Here is a 16,894-nt window from a genome sequence, read left to right on the forward strand (position 1 = left end):
TTCTGGGAACATTATGGTGACCGTTTTAATCACACGTGGCGCACTGTTGTAGCTCATTGCGGTCAATGAGCTCGTTTGTGTCTTAATATCAATACTAACAGCGGGGGTGTTGACCACCTGGTCATAGCGCAGCAACTCTTCATCGCGCGCCCATTGCGGTCCATTACGTCCCCATATGGAATCACGCAACCATTTTTCAAATGGTGACTTTTTCAGCCAGTTGAGCAGCAGTGCGGTACCCAATATAACAAGACCCGCAACAAACAACGTGGTGGTCATCCAAGCCGCGGCGACAGTTTTGATTGTAGTGGTGCCGCGGAGCACTCTGAGAAACTGACCACCATAGGCAATACCTTGGGCAGATAGAGCAGCAGCTTGAGCACTCAGTAGTAGCTTTTCAATGTTGGTATCTGCACTATTTATTTTCAAAACAACCCGCCAAGTCTCAAGCCCTGCCGCTACAAAGCCTGCTGCTGACGCCGCGGCGACCAAGCCTCGAAAGTAATGCACATTTCTTCTGGATGTAGCGAATCTTGTTTTGTCATTGATTTGTTCAAAAGTCGCCTTTATCAGCGTATCACCTCCAGTATTGACAAGATGATTTTGCACATGACCTCGCATCACATCGGCCATTGAAGAGAGCGTCCAACTCAGAGAGTAACCTAACTCAAACATCACTTCTCTGCGCTCTGAGCTATCAACGGGCATGGCAGTGAGTTTATCCGACACTGAGCCGAGATTGATCAGGTTGAGCAGCATGGCCACAGAGCCAACCCCACCCATATTGGTGAACTCGGCATAGGCTGCTGAAGCGCCGCGACTCGTCTGAGAGGCTAAGTTTCTTGGCACCGCTTTAAAGGCGGACTCCATTTGGTATTGCAGCGCTTGGTTTTTGTAGATGACCAGAGCTGGCTTTTCACCCAAAATATTATCGACCGCATCTTCTGCCTCTTGAACCGTTCGTTGCAACCGAGTTTTAATGCCGCCTCGTTTCTTCTGGTTTTCAACTCTCTGTCTTTCCGCAGCGCTTGCACGACTGTTGGCGCGTGATTGTGGCTGCGAATTGTTGAGATCAGGGTTGCTCGTTTCATAAACGTTTAACTTATTTTTGGCACTGTTGAGCGTATCTTCCGCTGTCTGTAACCGTGACTTAAAATCCTGTATTTTGTCTGAGTAGTCTGCGCTTAACCCTATGGTGTTATGGAGGGCATTTTCCATAAACAAAGCGCGAAACTCATACACACCCTGAAATTTGCCATTTTGAGAAACTTGAACTGGCACAATGGCGCTGACTACGCTATCCCATACGCCAGTGCCCACCGCCTCTATTCCCTGCCTTAGCCCAGACAGCACAGCATGAGAGCTTTGGCTTAAACCTTTAATCCATGGGTGATTTTTTATCTCATCGTGGTGGAAGAAGCTTTGCGTTTCCCCAATGCGGCTGATCAAATTGCCGTAATCGCTTACATCTTTGAACACTGCATTACTGACTGTCGCGCTATCTAGCGCCATTTTTAATGCTTTACTACCGCCGAAAGGGGCAAGCCCAAGCAGGTTGTCGTCGCCATTAAGCAGGTTATGAAGCCGCTGCTGTTGACCTTCATCTTGCGCTAGGTGAACTAATGTTGGCGCGGTTTGACAGATCAGGATTAAGAAGCTGATCTGCCCCTCTCGGCTTTGCACGTCAAAGCCCAAACGGCCCATGTCGTCGCCGAGTCCTTGAAACATGTTAAGCAACATATCAGCCCACGCTTCACCTTTAAACTCCGCTTTATTGAGATCAGGCTCAATCGTATCGCAAAACTCACGTAAGCCACGAGAATCGACCTGCTGCTTCAGTTTGATCTTATTTCGGTATTCGAAATAGTAATTCTTCTTCGTTTGTCTTTTCGCGGGGTAAAACTGCCACACCTCACCGAGATGGGCTTCGCGTTGCTCCATACGCTGTTTGGTTAGGCTGTACTCAGTCGCACCCGCTTCCATGGCACCCAATAGGAGAATTGCAGCCGCTTCTCGGTTATACAGGTAGTGCGCGTCAAGATAGGCGTTCACATCTTTTTCAAATTGGTAGTAGTTTTGCTTGGTAACTGTACTGTACGGCCAGTCTTGTTTATCTATCGTGACGAACGCAATGTCACGAGTTAAGCGCGCCATCGAGAGTTTTCTGGCCGTCTCTTCGTCGTCAGTCAGCGCGCATTGCTCTACCAATGCGCTAAGCATTGCCATTGCGGCGTCTTGCAGATCAGCCAATGGATCTTCCAATGCAACCACGACGGCAGGTTGGTCATCAGCAATATCGGCTGTCCAATCCGATGGCGAAGTCGCTGCTTTGCATGCAACTTCAACATAATTTATCCCTTCAATTGGCGCGTCGGTAGTAACGTCTACCTCAACCAAAGGGGTAGAGCTGTGAGTAAAGTCATGCGGTAAATCGGGCTGCATGTCTGCCACTAAGGTATCGAGGGTTTCAAGCCCTCCAGTGTTATGAATACTGCTCACAGATAAGCGTTGCATCCAGCGATTGCGGCTTTTGGGCATGAAACGCAACTCGTGCTTCAGGCGCTCTGTTAACTGGACAGGTGAAAACATGATAAACAAAGGTGCAGAGACCGGATAATGCAGGCAACTGGCACTCTGCTCAGTTTCAGTGTGAGTAAAGTGGTGTCCTTCTAACTGATATTCATCTAGAACACCACAGCGCTCTTCATACACATACACGTAGCCGTCACGCAGTTGGCGTAAAATATGCGGCCATTTTAGATTGCTTGAGCAATTCTCTGCACTTTCTTCTGACTTGTTTGTTGGTATGTTTAAGGCATGACTGCTTGGATAAATCCAGCCATTGAGCAGCTCACGCATCGGCTCAATGGTTTTTAAGTATCGCTGACCTTTCTTAAAGCCGATATCGAGGTCGGGATCTGGAAACGGTGACACACCAAGAGAGTCAAAGGCATAACGCACCGGAACAATGGCACGCATTGGCTCATCTGCAGGATATTCAAAAGTGGGAGCAGGCATCTGCGCAACAACTGGCTTTTTGGTTGTTACCGGATTTTGCCTCATCTTCTTTTCTTGTGGGGTTTGCGCTTCAAAGGCTTCCACCGCTTGCGCGTAGCTCATCTCACGCTCAGGTTGCTCCCAGTACATAGAATGCTCAGGAGGAAATGGATAGGATTTCTCTTCACTCGACATCTGATCCTCTTTTGAATCTCACCAGACTAAACAACCTTAAACTTTATCATTTAATTCAACGACATATTTCCTGATTTATATAGGTAAAATGACTAAATTGATAGTGACATTGGCGGCTTGGAGGATGATGGTCGGATTCTGGGGCAGATTTGTGTTACAGCACCCCATCAGTACAGTTATGGACAAAGGTGCTGATAGTGGAACCACCTTAACAGGAAGGAGGCGTTTTAGCGCCAATAAGGCGTTATTTCCACATTATTTAAGCTTAGTTACACTTAATTTCATGTTTAGATTGTAGCAATTAAAGTTATTTTGATTAGTAATGTTTTCAGTTTGCTTGCTGAAGCTTTCATGCTGCCGCCAAAATGCCTTCATTAGCCTTAAAAATGTCAATTTATATAGTGGATTAGTCAGATTGTTATTTTTTATATGAGAAATATAATCACGCTCAAAATACTACTTTGATTTGCTGGGCTATGTTATTCAAACGAATTTTTCAGTTAGTTTTTATCCTACTGATCGCTGCATGTAACTCTTCGACTTCTGATGAACCACCTCACCGTCCTCCGGGCCGTGATTCGGCGATTATTTCTGGGGTCGTTTATGATGCGGCAGTATCTCAGGCGATCGTTAAGGTATATGAATATCAAAATGGCCGAGTTGGTACATTACTAGGTAGCGATTACACGAACCCGAAAGGTGAATATTCGATTCCAATAACATCGGGAAATATGCCGCTCTATATAGAATCGACAGGGGGGGTATATCTTGACCCATATACCAATGAAGAAGTATATAAAGGACCAAATGGACAGTTAAGATTACGAACTTACATTAACTTCGTTGAAGGGCAAGACACCCACGCAATGATAACGCCGCTGACTAATGCTGTAGCAGGATATGTCGAGTACCATAGTGGGCCCTCTGGCCGACTTACCGCAGCAGTTGCGATTGCAGAAGGGTATTCAGAATTTAACCAAGCCTATGGGTTAGATATTTTAGCGACGGAACCGTTTGATTTAAAACATGATGGTGTAAGTAGCGTTACGTTAGATGAACATCGCTATGGTGCTATTTTAACGGCCTATTCATCGTTTGCTTTTGATAATATAGCTTCTGGTGAAACGGAAGGGTATACAGATGGAAGTCAAGTATATACATCCTACAATTTAGCCGATATCCAATATCGCGATATTCGTTCAAATGGCATTATGGACGGATTAGAAGTACTGGGTAACCCACCAGTACTTAGACCTATCTCCTATGGCTTAGTTGTGGTTAACGCAGATCTTTATACCAATCACATCGCGCAACATATGCTACGTGTCGTAAATGACTCGACGATCAATAGAACAGGAACAGATCCTGCTGATTACTATCATATGGCGGAGCGTATAAACGCAGCCAGTGGTGGGATTTTCCCAATAAGAGATACTGATAAGCCAATTAATGAAACGCCGCCGTATGTCTCCCGTAAAGGAAATGAGATTTTATCAGGAACCGGGCGATTAACACTTGAAGTTAGCGACTTTATTGGTGTGCACGGCGTTACGGTGAGCATTGAGCGTGAAGTCGACTACACGGGCAATTGGCAAACCGTGGTGGCAACTTGTAGTCTATTAAATAGTGATTGCCGCGCGTTAGATGCGAATTTTGAACAAGGTATCAGATACCTCGATTACCGTTTAGATATCAACACACTTAAACTTGATGAAGAAGCTGAGAATGTGCTTTCTGCTCGAGCGGTGGTCATTGCTGAAGATGTGTTAGGTAATATTACTGATAAAGTGTATATACCGTTTGAATGGGATAATAACCATCCAGTCATTAATATCGATGAGTTATTATCACCGCCCTCATACAATCCGCATAATCCGAATGTTGATGACTATGTATTGGCAGGTACGGTCACAGAAACAAAGTCACCGCTTACGTCATTAGTCTATTCGATAAATAATGGTGAATTTGAAAATCTTGAGTATCGTCCAACAATGACACCAAATGTATACTCTTTTAATCAGTATATTCATCGCTCTCATTTTGAAGGCTTAACAACATTTACTCTTCGAGCCACAGACAGCAATGGTAACCAAGATGAAGTACGCCATTTCGTTTATTCAGATGTAACCCCACCAGAAAGGGTGATCCACTTCCCGATAAATGAGATGCAGTTTATCTTGAATGACAATATCGATCCTGTAACCCAGATGTATACGGCTGATACGTTCAGTGATATGAGCAGAGCGATCTATTTGTCAATTAAGCACGGGTACGCGACCCACGGCCTAAGAACTATGTTGCCTAATATTGACTTTGAAGATATGACGCGAGAAGAGCTTGAGGCGGAATATATCCCTTACTTACGAGTAGAGGTGCGAGACCCGCTGGGAGGTGGTGGTAGCGTTGGCTCATCGGCGGAAAATTTGTTGTTAACCGTACGATGGGAGTCAGGCCCTAATTTGGACGCTCCTGTTTATTCTCGAACGATAACCAGCCGAGATACTGTTGACGGATCGCGAGCGATACCGCATGAAAAGATGCCGCAGCCTGACGGAAATGGCCACATCCCGTCAATGACGTACTTTGTCCCATTTACCAGCGATATTTTTGGTCCTAGTTTTAAAAACGTTGGACCTGAACATCAGCAGCGTCTCACCTTAATGGTGACAGATGAGTCTGGTAATGAATCTCAGTTATTCACAACGACGTTTAGAACCACATTTAATCTACCTTACATTGAAGTTAATACGCCATTTATTAACGCCAAAGTCAATTTCTATCGTTTTACGGAAAATGGAACGACAGCGGATATTAATCAGTGTATCACCAAGCAAGTGCCGTTGGTTTCATCGGGAGGTGATGCGAGGGATCTTGCTCGTTGTGGAATTTTTAGTCAACACACTAACCAAGTAATTAAAATTACCTTGGATAGTAACAATAACCAAGCACATTACTATCAATGGAGTAAAGATAGTAGGGCGAATGCAAAACTAGATCCTGCAAATCTTAATGAGGACCATGCCTTTTCTGCTTATGTATTTGTTGATGAGTACGGTAAACAGATCTACATGACAGAACTGACTGTTTATCAGGCTGGTTTTTTTGCATACTTATGGAATAAAGACAAAAGTGATCCGCGGGTGACGTTGGACGCGGTAGATAGAATTTTCCAATCAGAAACTGATTTTTTTGGCTTTAACCCGACACGCACCCGCTATGCGACCAATGAAGATCTCGATGAGTATGTTGATATAACTGAAGAGTTTCAGCATCGCTTCATTGTTGAAGCGCTAGGAGAGATGGCGGAGTACCCTACGAGCAACAGTGTCGATCTTGCAAAACTGTTTTTTGAAGATTTTAGTAGTGACGGTAAACCAAATGGAAGAGGTTGGAATAATCGTCGCTTATCATACGGGAGGGAAGATATAACTTCTGATTGGTATCGTTCAAAATTGGCCGAGCATTATATTAAATTCTTAACGAGAAACTATGGCGATTCAATATTAAGTCAAGACATCTACTTTTTTGCTAATCGGATGGCGAGCATTAACCCAGTACTCGATGGGAACGAGTTATTTGATTCAGCAGGCGGCCCGATTGATCAAGACCCGCCGTCAGTGACTATTTCAGTAGATGCGCTGTCAGCAAATTCTGCGGCGCTTTATCAAGGAGGATATTGGTACCTGCGAGGCCTTATTGACCGGGTACTGATTGAACTTGAAGATCCTTCAGGAATAAAAGACTCTGATGGCGAGGCTCCCGCTTTTGACCTTGTTTGGGTCAATACTGATGCTGAGCCGCAAAATGCTAACATTCATCCAGATGCCGAGCAGACAGGAACCTATTATCATGCGTATCAGTTTGGTTTTGATACTTTATCGCCAAGTTATCCGAATATCGCACGGTTAGAGTTAGATGTTAGTGCTTCTGATATTTATGACAATAATTATGGTTTTTCAACGGATACGTATCATGTTCCATTTATTATTGATAATGATCCGCCAAAGTATGAGTATTTTCCACCACCAGGTGTTGATGATCCGCAGCAAGATTATATTAGTTTTGCCTCTTCACGATTCTTAGATTTTAGCGCTCAAGATACGGTAGGTGAGAACTTTAGCGAACGCACCGTCATTATTAAACAGGGGCGTACCGAATTGGAGTTCGGCACTGATGATATGCAAGGCTCTCGCCTTGTATTGTGCAAAGCGGGTGATTGTATTGATGAATATGCTCATGAGATCGGTAATGGCACCTGGGATATATTGGTATTAGGAGAAGATTATCTTGGTAATAAAACGGATTTATTAGATGCAACCAGAGATGCCTTCACCCTAAAGGTTGACTCCAATGCTCCGGTTATCGACCCGGTAGGAACGTATATTCTAGGTGGCAATCAACGCTGGCGAGTAGCCAATGTTATTGATTATGGCGTTGGGGACTTTAGTGACCCGGGGCCAATTTCGATAACAATGCGTGGTCATAATTTGCCAGCGCATCCTTTAACACATTGTGAGAGTGATGACTGCAATGATGTAACAGCGTACCTTATTGGTCATAACGCAAACACAGAGGTGAGGCTCGTTGCAGACAGATTAGAAAATGGGCAGGAGTACATTTTCGAAATCACAGCAGAAGATACTGCGAAACCTTTCCCAAATCTTAATACAGGGGAGTTTACTTTTACTGTTGATAGCGAAGCACCGAAAGTAAGTTTAGGTACCCCTTGGGTGACAGATTATGTTGACCATTTGGGCACCAATAATATTGTAGGAAAACGCTTCTATGTCAATATCGCAGAAATCACCGATGCATCACGCGTGACGTCGGTTAGTGTCTGGCAACAAGGACAAGAGTTACCGTTGCTGCCCCCTCATACACCTGAATCTCTGGTTAACCTTAAGTTGTTCTTAGATGAGGATGCCACAAATCAAATAAAAGAAGATGCTGATGGTTGGGTAACTTTATCTGTTGAAGCAGAAGATGAACATGGTTTTTCAAGTAACCAAAATTTCCGCATCATATTTGATAATCAACCGCCAGTTATAGGACTAATGGGGTTCGATGAAGAAAATTGGTACGCACGTGAATATGCGTTTAACCTGACCGTAACCGATTTAGATGAGCACTCGGTACAAGCGGATTCATTAAAGTATCGAGATTTCCCTGTTGGGGGCGTCCCAGGCAATTGGCTGAATGTTAATGAAGATCGCATCATTAAAATTAACCGCGGCGAGACATTTTCGCTAGAAATTGCGGCAGAAGATATTCGGGGCAATGCAACAACCAGTAACTTTACTATACAAGTCGATGATATCTATCCAACTGTCGAATTAAGCCTCTTGGTGGGAGGGCGGCCGTTAGAGCGAGGAGAAACGCTAATAGAACACGTGAGTGAACGTGTTGTTGCAGTGGTCAACGCAAGCGATGATCAAAGTGGTATTAATCGAGTATTGGGAACGATTGCTTACGCGGGCCAGCAAGGACAAGCGCTCAATTTTGAAAGAGTTGGAGAGGGGCGCTGGGAAGCCGAGCTAAGCAGTTTTGTGCAAACCGACGGTGACTACCAGATAAACGTTGAGGCAACGAACCGAACCTTGGTTAATCCGGGTGATGATGCGATGAAGCAGACGGATGCTTGGTCTCTTGGTGTTATGCGTGGTGGTTATCAAGTACTAATTACCAAGCCGGAGAATTTTAGTAGCCATATTTCTGGACGTGAAATGGCGGTAGAGTTCGGATACGAAGATACCAACGTTACTGGAAATCCACGCAGTATCGAATGTTGGATTCGAGAGCGAAGTGAATGGGATGGCAATAACCCACCTGGAAATACATTATCCCCGTATGACTATGTCAGCAGCCCGCAGGGTAACCCGCAGTGTTTATTCGCTAGCTTTACTCAAGATTACAATGAACCTGTGCTTATTACCCGTACAGTTGGTGGTAATGGTGCAGAGGTTGTACAGGGAATGTCTTTTCGAGGCATTGATATTACGCCTCCAGAGATTATCGATCGTGAGGGTTATGCTTTAAATAACACCCACTCAGTGGTTACAACTGGCAATGAGAAAATGATCTACCTTTTCTTTGAAGTTAAGGATGATATGGCAGGCATTCCTGATGAGGTGGTTAATAATATTGTGCTGATTAACCATGCTCAAGAGAGAATAGCGTTAGATAACGCCACAGGAAGTACTAGCAACCGTCACCTGACTTTCAAAGGAACATATGATGAGATAATCAACGCTCGTACGAGTGAACAGAGTGTTCGTTTAAGTGGTATCGAAGACGCTGTTGGAAATCAGCAACTTACTCAAAATACGATTAAGTTGCTACCTCCAACGAGCGCCCCGACTATTCGTCATGTCGACCACGCTAATGGTGACTACATTAGTAGTAAGACATTGGAGTTTGTTTTTGAGTACGAACTCGGCCTTGACTCATTGCTATATGATTTAAAAGTGGATATTACCTATTACGATGGTTCTAAGGATACGTATACCTTTATTGACCACATTGAGATGTTTACTCGTTTAGACTCTGAAAATTGCTCAACTTTAGATGTGTGCTATCGCTTTAAAGCTGACTTAGGCGGCACACAAGGGAATTTGTATGTCGGGGTTGAAGTCTTGGATTTTTGGAATAAACAAGCGAGCTCATCTGTTAGGTTGATTTTCGATGATACACCACCGGTAATTGGTGAAGTGAGTGGTGCAATGATTTCTGAATATCAACCACCGGGTGGTGGTGAGCCTGTGCCGGCGGGCGGCTTTCAGTTTGATATTAGTGACGCACAAAGTGGTCTTTATGAGGTCGCCTACAATCTCATTGGGAGTAACCACTCACAAACGAAACGCGTTGACGAAAATGACGCGAATCTGACCGTGTTTGATATTCCATACAGTGTGTTAAATCAGATCCGAGGCAATGAGTTAACGTTAACGGTGATGGCAATAGACCGTGCAGGAAATGAGTCTATTGATGTTGAAGAGCGGACCATCTTTGGTATTGATAAACCAGACGTTAGTTTTGATGTCTCTGGGGTTGAGTATCGTAATGGTATTATTGAGTTTACGAGTGAGAGTGGCCCGTATAGCTTTACCATCGACGCTCCGACGGCTGAAGGTGCGATGGTGACTGCTGCCAGTTATGAACTTGCTTTTGTTCCGCGCAATGGCGAGCCAGAGCAGGCTCCAAGCACCGTGACAGGACCTATCGGTAATGGTTCGGTCACGCGTCAATTGCATTTCACGGATGCAAACCAGGGTGAATATAAGTTAAAAGTGACAGTATTTGACAATATTGGTCGTGATATTACCGATTTCGTTTACGCGAATACCAATTTCGATGCTGATGGTATCGATATTATTCTTGATTGGCAGGATCCGGTAATCACAGACATACATTTTGAGCAGACAGGCGAACAGTCTGGAGATCTCTATAATGTGGTTGTTCGTGCATCCGTATATGATGCCAATCTACGAGATGTCACGATTGATTTAAATCCCAAGCTTTTAACCCGTAATGAAGGGGCATCGGCAGCGACAATGTCATTTAATTTGCCGTCGACCGACGCAAAAAGCTTTAATGTCCCAGTAGGACAGTACATTGCAACGCTCACAGCAACAGACAAGGTTGGACATAAGAGTACGGAAACAGTAGATGTAGAAGTGTTTGGTGTACCAACATTAGACATTACCAACGTAAAGCCTAACCCGCTGTTGAGTTGGAGTAATTTATTACGCTATAGCAGTACAGCTAACACCGCTTTTTCACTAGGGTATGAAGTGAAAAACGCTCAAGGTGTGATCGTTAAAGAAGCGCTGCTCGGGGATATCAACAACGGGAATGGCGGAACGATTTCAGATACCCTCAGTCCGGATTTTAATGCACTATCAAACGCTGAATATACCGTGTCGCTGTTGGCATGCTTAAAGGGTGATTTAAGTGGTATTTGCTCGGTGTGGAGTGAAACATTCACATATGTAGAGCCGCAGATTAAGCTGACCAGCCACAGTAGTGGCAATACGATTAATGCGCAAGAAGCTGCTGCTCCGGTGTTTAGTGGCACCGCTAGCCACTTAGACAATAGGCTGGTGAACATGCTCATTTCTGGTCAGGGCAGCAATAATATTTCAGCACAAGCAACGATTACTAATGGTCAATGGCAAATATTGCCGGGTTCACTGCAGGGCTTCAATAACAATGCCAATTTGACTATTCGAGTTACTGTTGATGTTGAGGATGGGTTGACACTGAGCGATGAGGTCGTTGTTACCTTAGTGAAGCAGGGGGTTGAGATAACTGTCGACGATGTTCCTGACGTCAATATTGATATGGCGAAACAGTTGCAAGTGAGAGGAACCGTGAGTCGACACCAAGATGTTCTTGATAATAAGGTGTGGCTATCGAGTACACAGGTCGAGTGGATCACTGGTACAGCTTCAGTTAATACAAATAATAATACTTGGGAAGCGACCTTGGATGACTTTTCTGAACAGGGCTATGTAGGAGAGATAGATTTAGTCGCCACAGTGACAGATAGTAGAGGAAATACTGTTTCTGTTAATACCTTAATGAATGTTGGGTTAGTACCTCCGTCAGTGACGATTGAGCCTGTAATGGGTGGCGGTTTAGTGAATGCAGACGCAGCGAGCCAGTTAGTGATATCTGGCAGTTCTTCGGCGAATGATGACATTATCGAGGTTATTATTGTTGGCGCGAACAATAACAACCCACTACCTCTTGAATCGCAAACAGGTAGTCGCTGGCAAACACAGCCGTATAATTTGCTATCGGACGGCCTTGATGACGGTACGATCCCTTTCAGCGTTGAAGTTATCGATCGCTACGGCAATCACGTTTTGGCACATAGCAGTTTTGATTTACAGGCGACGCTGCCGTCAATTTCTATTAATGAAATTGGTGAAAATGGCATCATTAACAGTGATGCGGCAAACAAGTTTGTTATTTTTGGCACGAGAGACAAGAGGGACTACGCGGTTACCGTCGTATTGCAGCAGGGGGATAAAGAGTTTGCTTTAAATGTGCGAGATGATAAATCCAATTGGAAAACAGCTGACACTAACTTGGTTTCTCAAACAGATCTAGCTGATGGTGAAGTGCGTGCTCTCGCGACAATTATCGACACAATCGGCAATAAGAATAGTGCAGAGCGAACCTTCCATTTACAGGTAGATGCGCAACCCTTATCGATATTTGATATAGATAATGAAAACAAGATCAATGCGAATATGGTCGGTGAGGTGACTATAGGTGGAACAATTGAAAATCGTCCGCAGTCATTGAGGGTTACTGTCACAGATGAAAACAGTCGGACAGTTTCAGCAGATAGCTTTACTTATCAAAATCAGCAGTGGAACACCACACTCGATCTTAGCAGTTTGAGCGATGGCAATTTAGATCTAGCAGTCAGTTATATTGATGTGTTCGCAAATAGTGGCTCAGCCGAATTTGACCGCCCACTGTCGTTAAAAAGCACCATACCGGAAGTGGCATTTTCACTGTTTGATAGTGAAGGGAACGAAATTAATACAACGTCAGGAATGACCAAGAAGCAGCTAAGTGATGGGGTTAAAGTGGCAGGGATTAGCCGCTATGCGCTTGATGAGCAAGTCCATTTACAGTGGCTTTACTCTCATTTGATGGGTTCAAGTTCCGATGAGATGCTGATTGACATTACCGATGAGGCAGGTGATTGGCAGTACTTGCTCAGCCATAGTTCCTTTTTTAGCGGCACATTGTCCATCACAGTCAATCTTACTGATGAATATGGCAATCTAGCAGAACAAGTTGAGCTTCAATATGACGTTAATTAATTAGTGATACAGTAATTTTCTGTACCGACATGCTCTAAGGCCAAGTTATTTACTTGGCCTTTTTATTTTTATGGAGACACTGCTTCTCTGCGTTAAATCCCATATTTCACAATTTACTAAAGAACAGTGAATATGCCTATTAATAAAGTCAGAAAGCAACCCATGTCATGATTTAAAATAGTTGTTATTTTAATCAAAGAAGTATTGTTATGGGTGTAACTGTAAATGCAAACGGATTGAGTGTGGTACATCAGGGATCTGGTGGTGTTGCCAATGCTGATATCCCCGATGTTTGTATGACCAAGGTAGGGAAACCAATTAAAGATTTGCCATATCAAAATACGGCCGAGTCTTCGGATCTTGCTGGTGGATCTACAACCGTCACGGCTGATGGGGGTAGTAGTATTGCTATTCAGGGAAGTACATTTAGTAAAAGCACTGGCGATGAAGCAGGAGACAAAAAAGGAATAAAGTCAGGTACAATCAAGGGCGAAGCAGAGTTTACCACCCAATCTGCAACAGTAAAAATTGAGGGCAAAGGGGTATGCCGTCTCTCTGATCAAATGAGCATGAATGAAGCAAACACCATGTGCTTAAGTGGTGTACAAAACCCCTCGGTCTCTGTTTCTGCAGATGATGTGGGCACATTCACTGTTTCTTTGCATTGCCACTACCCCAATGGAACTCCTTTAAAGAACGCGCAGTTTGAAATAGTCGACGAGAGTGGTGATGTTGCAGCATCAGGGACGTTGGATGACAGCGGACAAGCGATAGTTTCTGGCTTAGCCGAAATGCAGTTTTCGTTACGCTTTATGGATACCGATACACCTTACATATTTAATCAGTATCTATCAGAACAGTTCGAGCAATCTATAGAAGAGCATTCGAGCTATTTTAGTGCCGCGTCTGGGCAAAAATGCCTGTTCTGGGAAGATAGAATTGGCACACCGCAGCGCTGGGGATTGTTAAGGTCAAAACGCTTTGCGGATAGAGATTTTGCGGATATGGTGCACCGCTCGGCAAGCAAGCTCAGCCCAATGCTAGCCTCAGCCACGGAGTATCGTCATTTCACGGCACAATTTGTCTCAGCGTTGGATGAGCTGCAAACTGAGCGAGATAATGAACAGGTTTACAAATCGTTCGCCCATAGCCTGTTTCCTTTGTGTATAAAGGAGGGCCGTTCACTTCAGCAACTAACGCACGTTAACGAGGAAACACTCCATTCTACTTTACTATTGGCAGCTCGGAATTTAGGCACTGGAAACGCGCAGCATGGGTTAACGGAGCTAGATTGGTCTCAATATGGGCAACAGATAGTTCAATTTTTAAGTGAGTTAACAGAAAGCCTTTGTTATCGTCTGTCCTATATTAAAACTCATGCTCGCTATTGTAACTATGGCGCTGTCATCGAGATCATAGAGCACTATGAAAAAGAGATGAAAGCAGTCGAGCAAATATTGCCAGAGTTAATGGAGCGCTTATTAGTCTCACTCGGAGAACAAATTAGCAATATAGTACTTTCTGCACCACCAGAGCTGCATACCAATGTTTCTCACGCGGTATTTAATTCATCAATTGGCGACATTAGTGTCGTCGTTGAAACGAACAGTGCGGAGAGCTTAAAGGGTCCATTATATTGTTTTAAAAATAGCTATTCAGAGTAGCTGTGTTTACACAACAAAATGACGTTATCTGGAAGAAAAAAGAGTTGGCAAATCTATTTGGGATTGAGCGAGCTTAAAATAACTTTTGATCGTAGCATTTCTTAATGTAATTTCATGAGTAAGGGGGAAGTGCATGAATAATGCATCACCCCAATTAATAGATGCCTCGGCTATTAATACCCCTCAAAATGAAAAAGCGTGACACTCGTTCCGCTTTTGTTTTGGTGTTAATTACTGTACACGGGAGCGTTGAAACCTAGTCACTCGAGCGGTAATATTACCGTCAGAGAATCGCTTATTTGAGTCTAATCAACTCACTAATCACCGCGGCTAACTTTTGCATTATTTGGCTGTGGAGATACCATGTACACACAATACCGTTTTATCCCCGGATCAGCGCTGACTAATGCCGATCTGGTGTATGTTTTATCGCCTGATGAACTCATTCAGGCACTTCGTCATACCCCAAATATGCGCGCAACGTTAGCGCAACTCCCTAAGATGTTGTCGGCCAGTTTGGGCGATTTACAAAACAGTATGCGTGTCCTTGAACTTTTGCGCTTTACGCTTGGGTCTGCACAGTGGGTTGCCTTGGCAACGGTTCCACGCCAACAACCGATAACAGGGCAAAGGCTCAATGCTTATCCAGCACTCCGCGCCCTTATCTCGGGGCTTGAACATGTTAATCACACCCCAGTCAAATCAAATTACAAAGCAGTGCAAAGTGATGTCGTGCTACCTGCGCTGTCGACACTCAATCACACATCCCCTCAGGCGGAGAGGAAAATTGTGGTCGAGCTTGCGGGCCAGTGGCCAGCGAATAAATGCTATTTCACCTTGAGTAAAACCGAGCAACAAGCGGCAAAGAGCACGAAACCCAAACAAGATAATCAATACCCTCATCGTAGCTTGGCTCAATTTAGTGGCTTAAGTGCCGAACCCCGTAATCTCTATATATCCATACCGATGGATGGCCAAACGACACCACTACAACTGTTGGTCGCAGAAGGGCTGACACCTGTTGAAAAAGCAACCGAGATGGATGAATGGGAAAATGTATTTATTCCACTCCAGTTGTTGTCGTTTCTTGATGATAGTGCCTCACCAGAGAAAGCTGGCATGTTACGGGGCGGATACCTCTATTTAATATGGCAAGACGCAGTGTGGCGAGAGTTACAAATCACCTCGAACGGCGCTTTGCGCGAAGTCGATTTGACGTATTACCGTGGTCATGCTGGCAATCGTACAAGCGAGCAAGCGAATCGCTACGTGGAGTTGATGGCTTATGACGAGTTAGGTATTGCCGAGCCTTACGCACAGTATGAATTTACCAGTGCGAATGGCCGCGTTTATCAAGGTGAGGTTGGCAGTAATGCTACAGTGTGGATAACTGGTTTAGACGACGAATCGATTGACGTGACTTTCACAAGCTCGATGGCAGACGGCGTTCGATACACCTTTGTGCGCAGCTTTGAAACCCTTGAGGCGAGCCAATCTGGATATGTGTCAGTCAAGCGTGAAGCACAAGGAAAGCCGATGCCGCACGTTTGGGTGCCATACAAAATTAACGGCGAGCAGCAAAAGATTAGATTGGTATTTAGTGCCGAGCAACTCAATGAAGGCGATTTGGAGTTGGTAGTGAATAGCCCAGAAGAGTTACCGGTTAATTGCTATTCGCTTGACGAGTTGGAGCTCTATTCAACACAGCAGAACTTTGAGTCAGAAAGTCAGCACTTGTTCCAGTGTGGAGAGTGTAATGCAGACTATCTGCGCAAGCCAGGTGAGGCCATTCGTCTCGATAATGCCAGATTGCTCTGTGCCGATAGTGGTGTGCTGGCAGAAAACCGTGCTGAGAATATTGCCCACTGGGCAATGGCTCCTCCACCACGCGAGCTATACATTCAATATCAATTTGATGACAAAGTGGATTGCCCACAAGATTTTTACCAATTGCAAGATGCCGATGACCCTAAAGGCTGGTCGCAGCGACGCCCCTTAGGCGAGCGGGTAGGCAGCAAATCCACCATTCGAAACCAAACAGACGACGCGTGGCGATTATTACGGTTCGGTCCCATACCGCCAGAGGTAGAGCGAGTGAATCTCGTGCGTGGGAATGCGTTCACGCCCATATCAATCCCCGTAATCAGCAACGTGGCAGTACAAACCCTATTAACTCGCTCTAGCGAGACAGATTAA

Annotated in this window: 4 protein-coding genes; 3 read left to right on the forward strand and 1 reads right to left on the reverse strand. The window is 44.6% G+C overall.

Annotated elements, in window-relative coordinates; genetic code table 11:
* On the reverse strand, positions 1-3,192 hold a 3,192-nt coding region (locus ACKLNH_RS07665; RefSeq protein WP_413111673.1), incomplete at its 3' end, for a toxin VasX.
* A gap of 476 nt (positions 3,193-3,668) precedes the next feature.
* Between ACKLNH_RS07665 and ACKLNH_RS07670 the strand changes: the two genes are divergently transcribed.
* The 3 genes from ACKLNH_RS07670 (at position 3,669) to ACKLNH_RS07680 (ending at position 16,894) form a co-directional block, all read left to right on the forward strand.
* The gene (locus ACKLNH_RS07670; RefSeq protein ID WP_413111674.1) at positions 3,669-13,034 is read left to right on the forward strand and encodes a hypothetical protein; all 9,366 of its coding nucleotides are present in this window, start codon (positions 3,669-3,671) and stop codon (positions 13,032-13,034) included.
* Positions 13,035-13,243: 209 nt separating this feature from the next.
* On the forward strand, positions 13,244-14,698 hold the full coding sequence (locus tag ACKLNH_RS07675; RefSeq protein ID WP_413111675.1) for a PAAR-like domain-containing protein: 1,455 nt from the start codon (positions 13,244-13,246) through the stop codon (positions 14,696-14,698).
* A gap of 363 nt (positions 14,699-15,061) precedes the next feature.
* Positions 15,062-16,894 (forward strand): hypothetical protein, encoded by a 1,833-nt coding sequence (locus ACKLNH_RS07680; protein WP_413111676.1) that lies wholly within the window; start codon positions 15,062-15,064, stop codon positions 16,892-16,894.

The organism is Thaumasiovibrio clandestinus (genome assembly GCF_047250365.1).
Classification (GTDB): domain Bacteria; phylum Pseudomonadota; class Gammaproteobacteria; order Enterobacterales; family Vibrionaceae; genus Thaumasiovibrio.

What these genes read in the sequence shown, in the direction of transcription:
- ACKLNH_RS07675 (WP_413111675.1), top strand. Translation starts at nt 13,244, where the DNA reads ATGGGTGTAACTGTAAATGCAAACGGATTGAGTGTGGTACATCAGGGA.
- ACKLNH_RS07680 (WP_413111676.1), top strand. Translation starts at nt 15,062, where the DNA reads ATGTACACACAATACCGTTTTATCCCCGGATCAGCGCTGACTAATGCC.
- ACKLNH_RS07670 (WP_413111674.1), top strand. Translation starts at nt 3,669, where the DNA reads ATGTTATTCAAACGAATTTTTCAGTTAGTTTTTATCCTACTGATCGCT.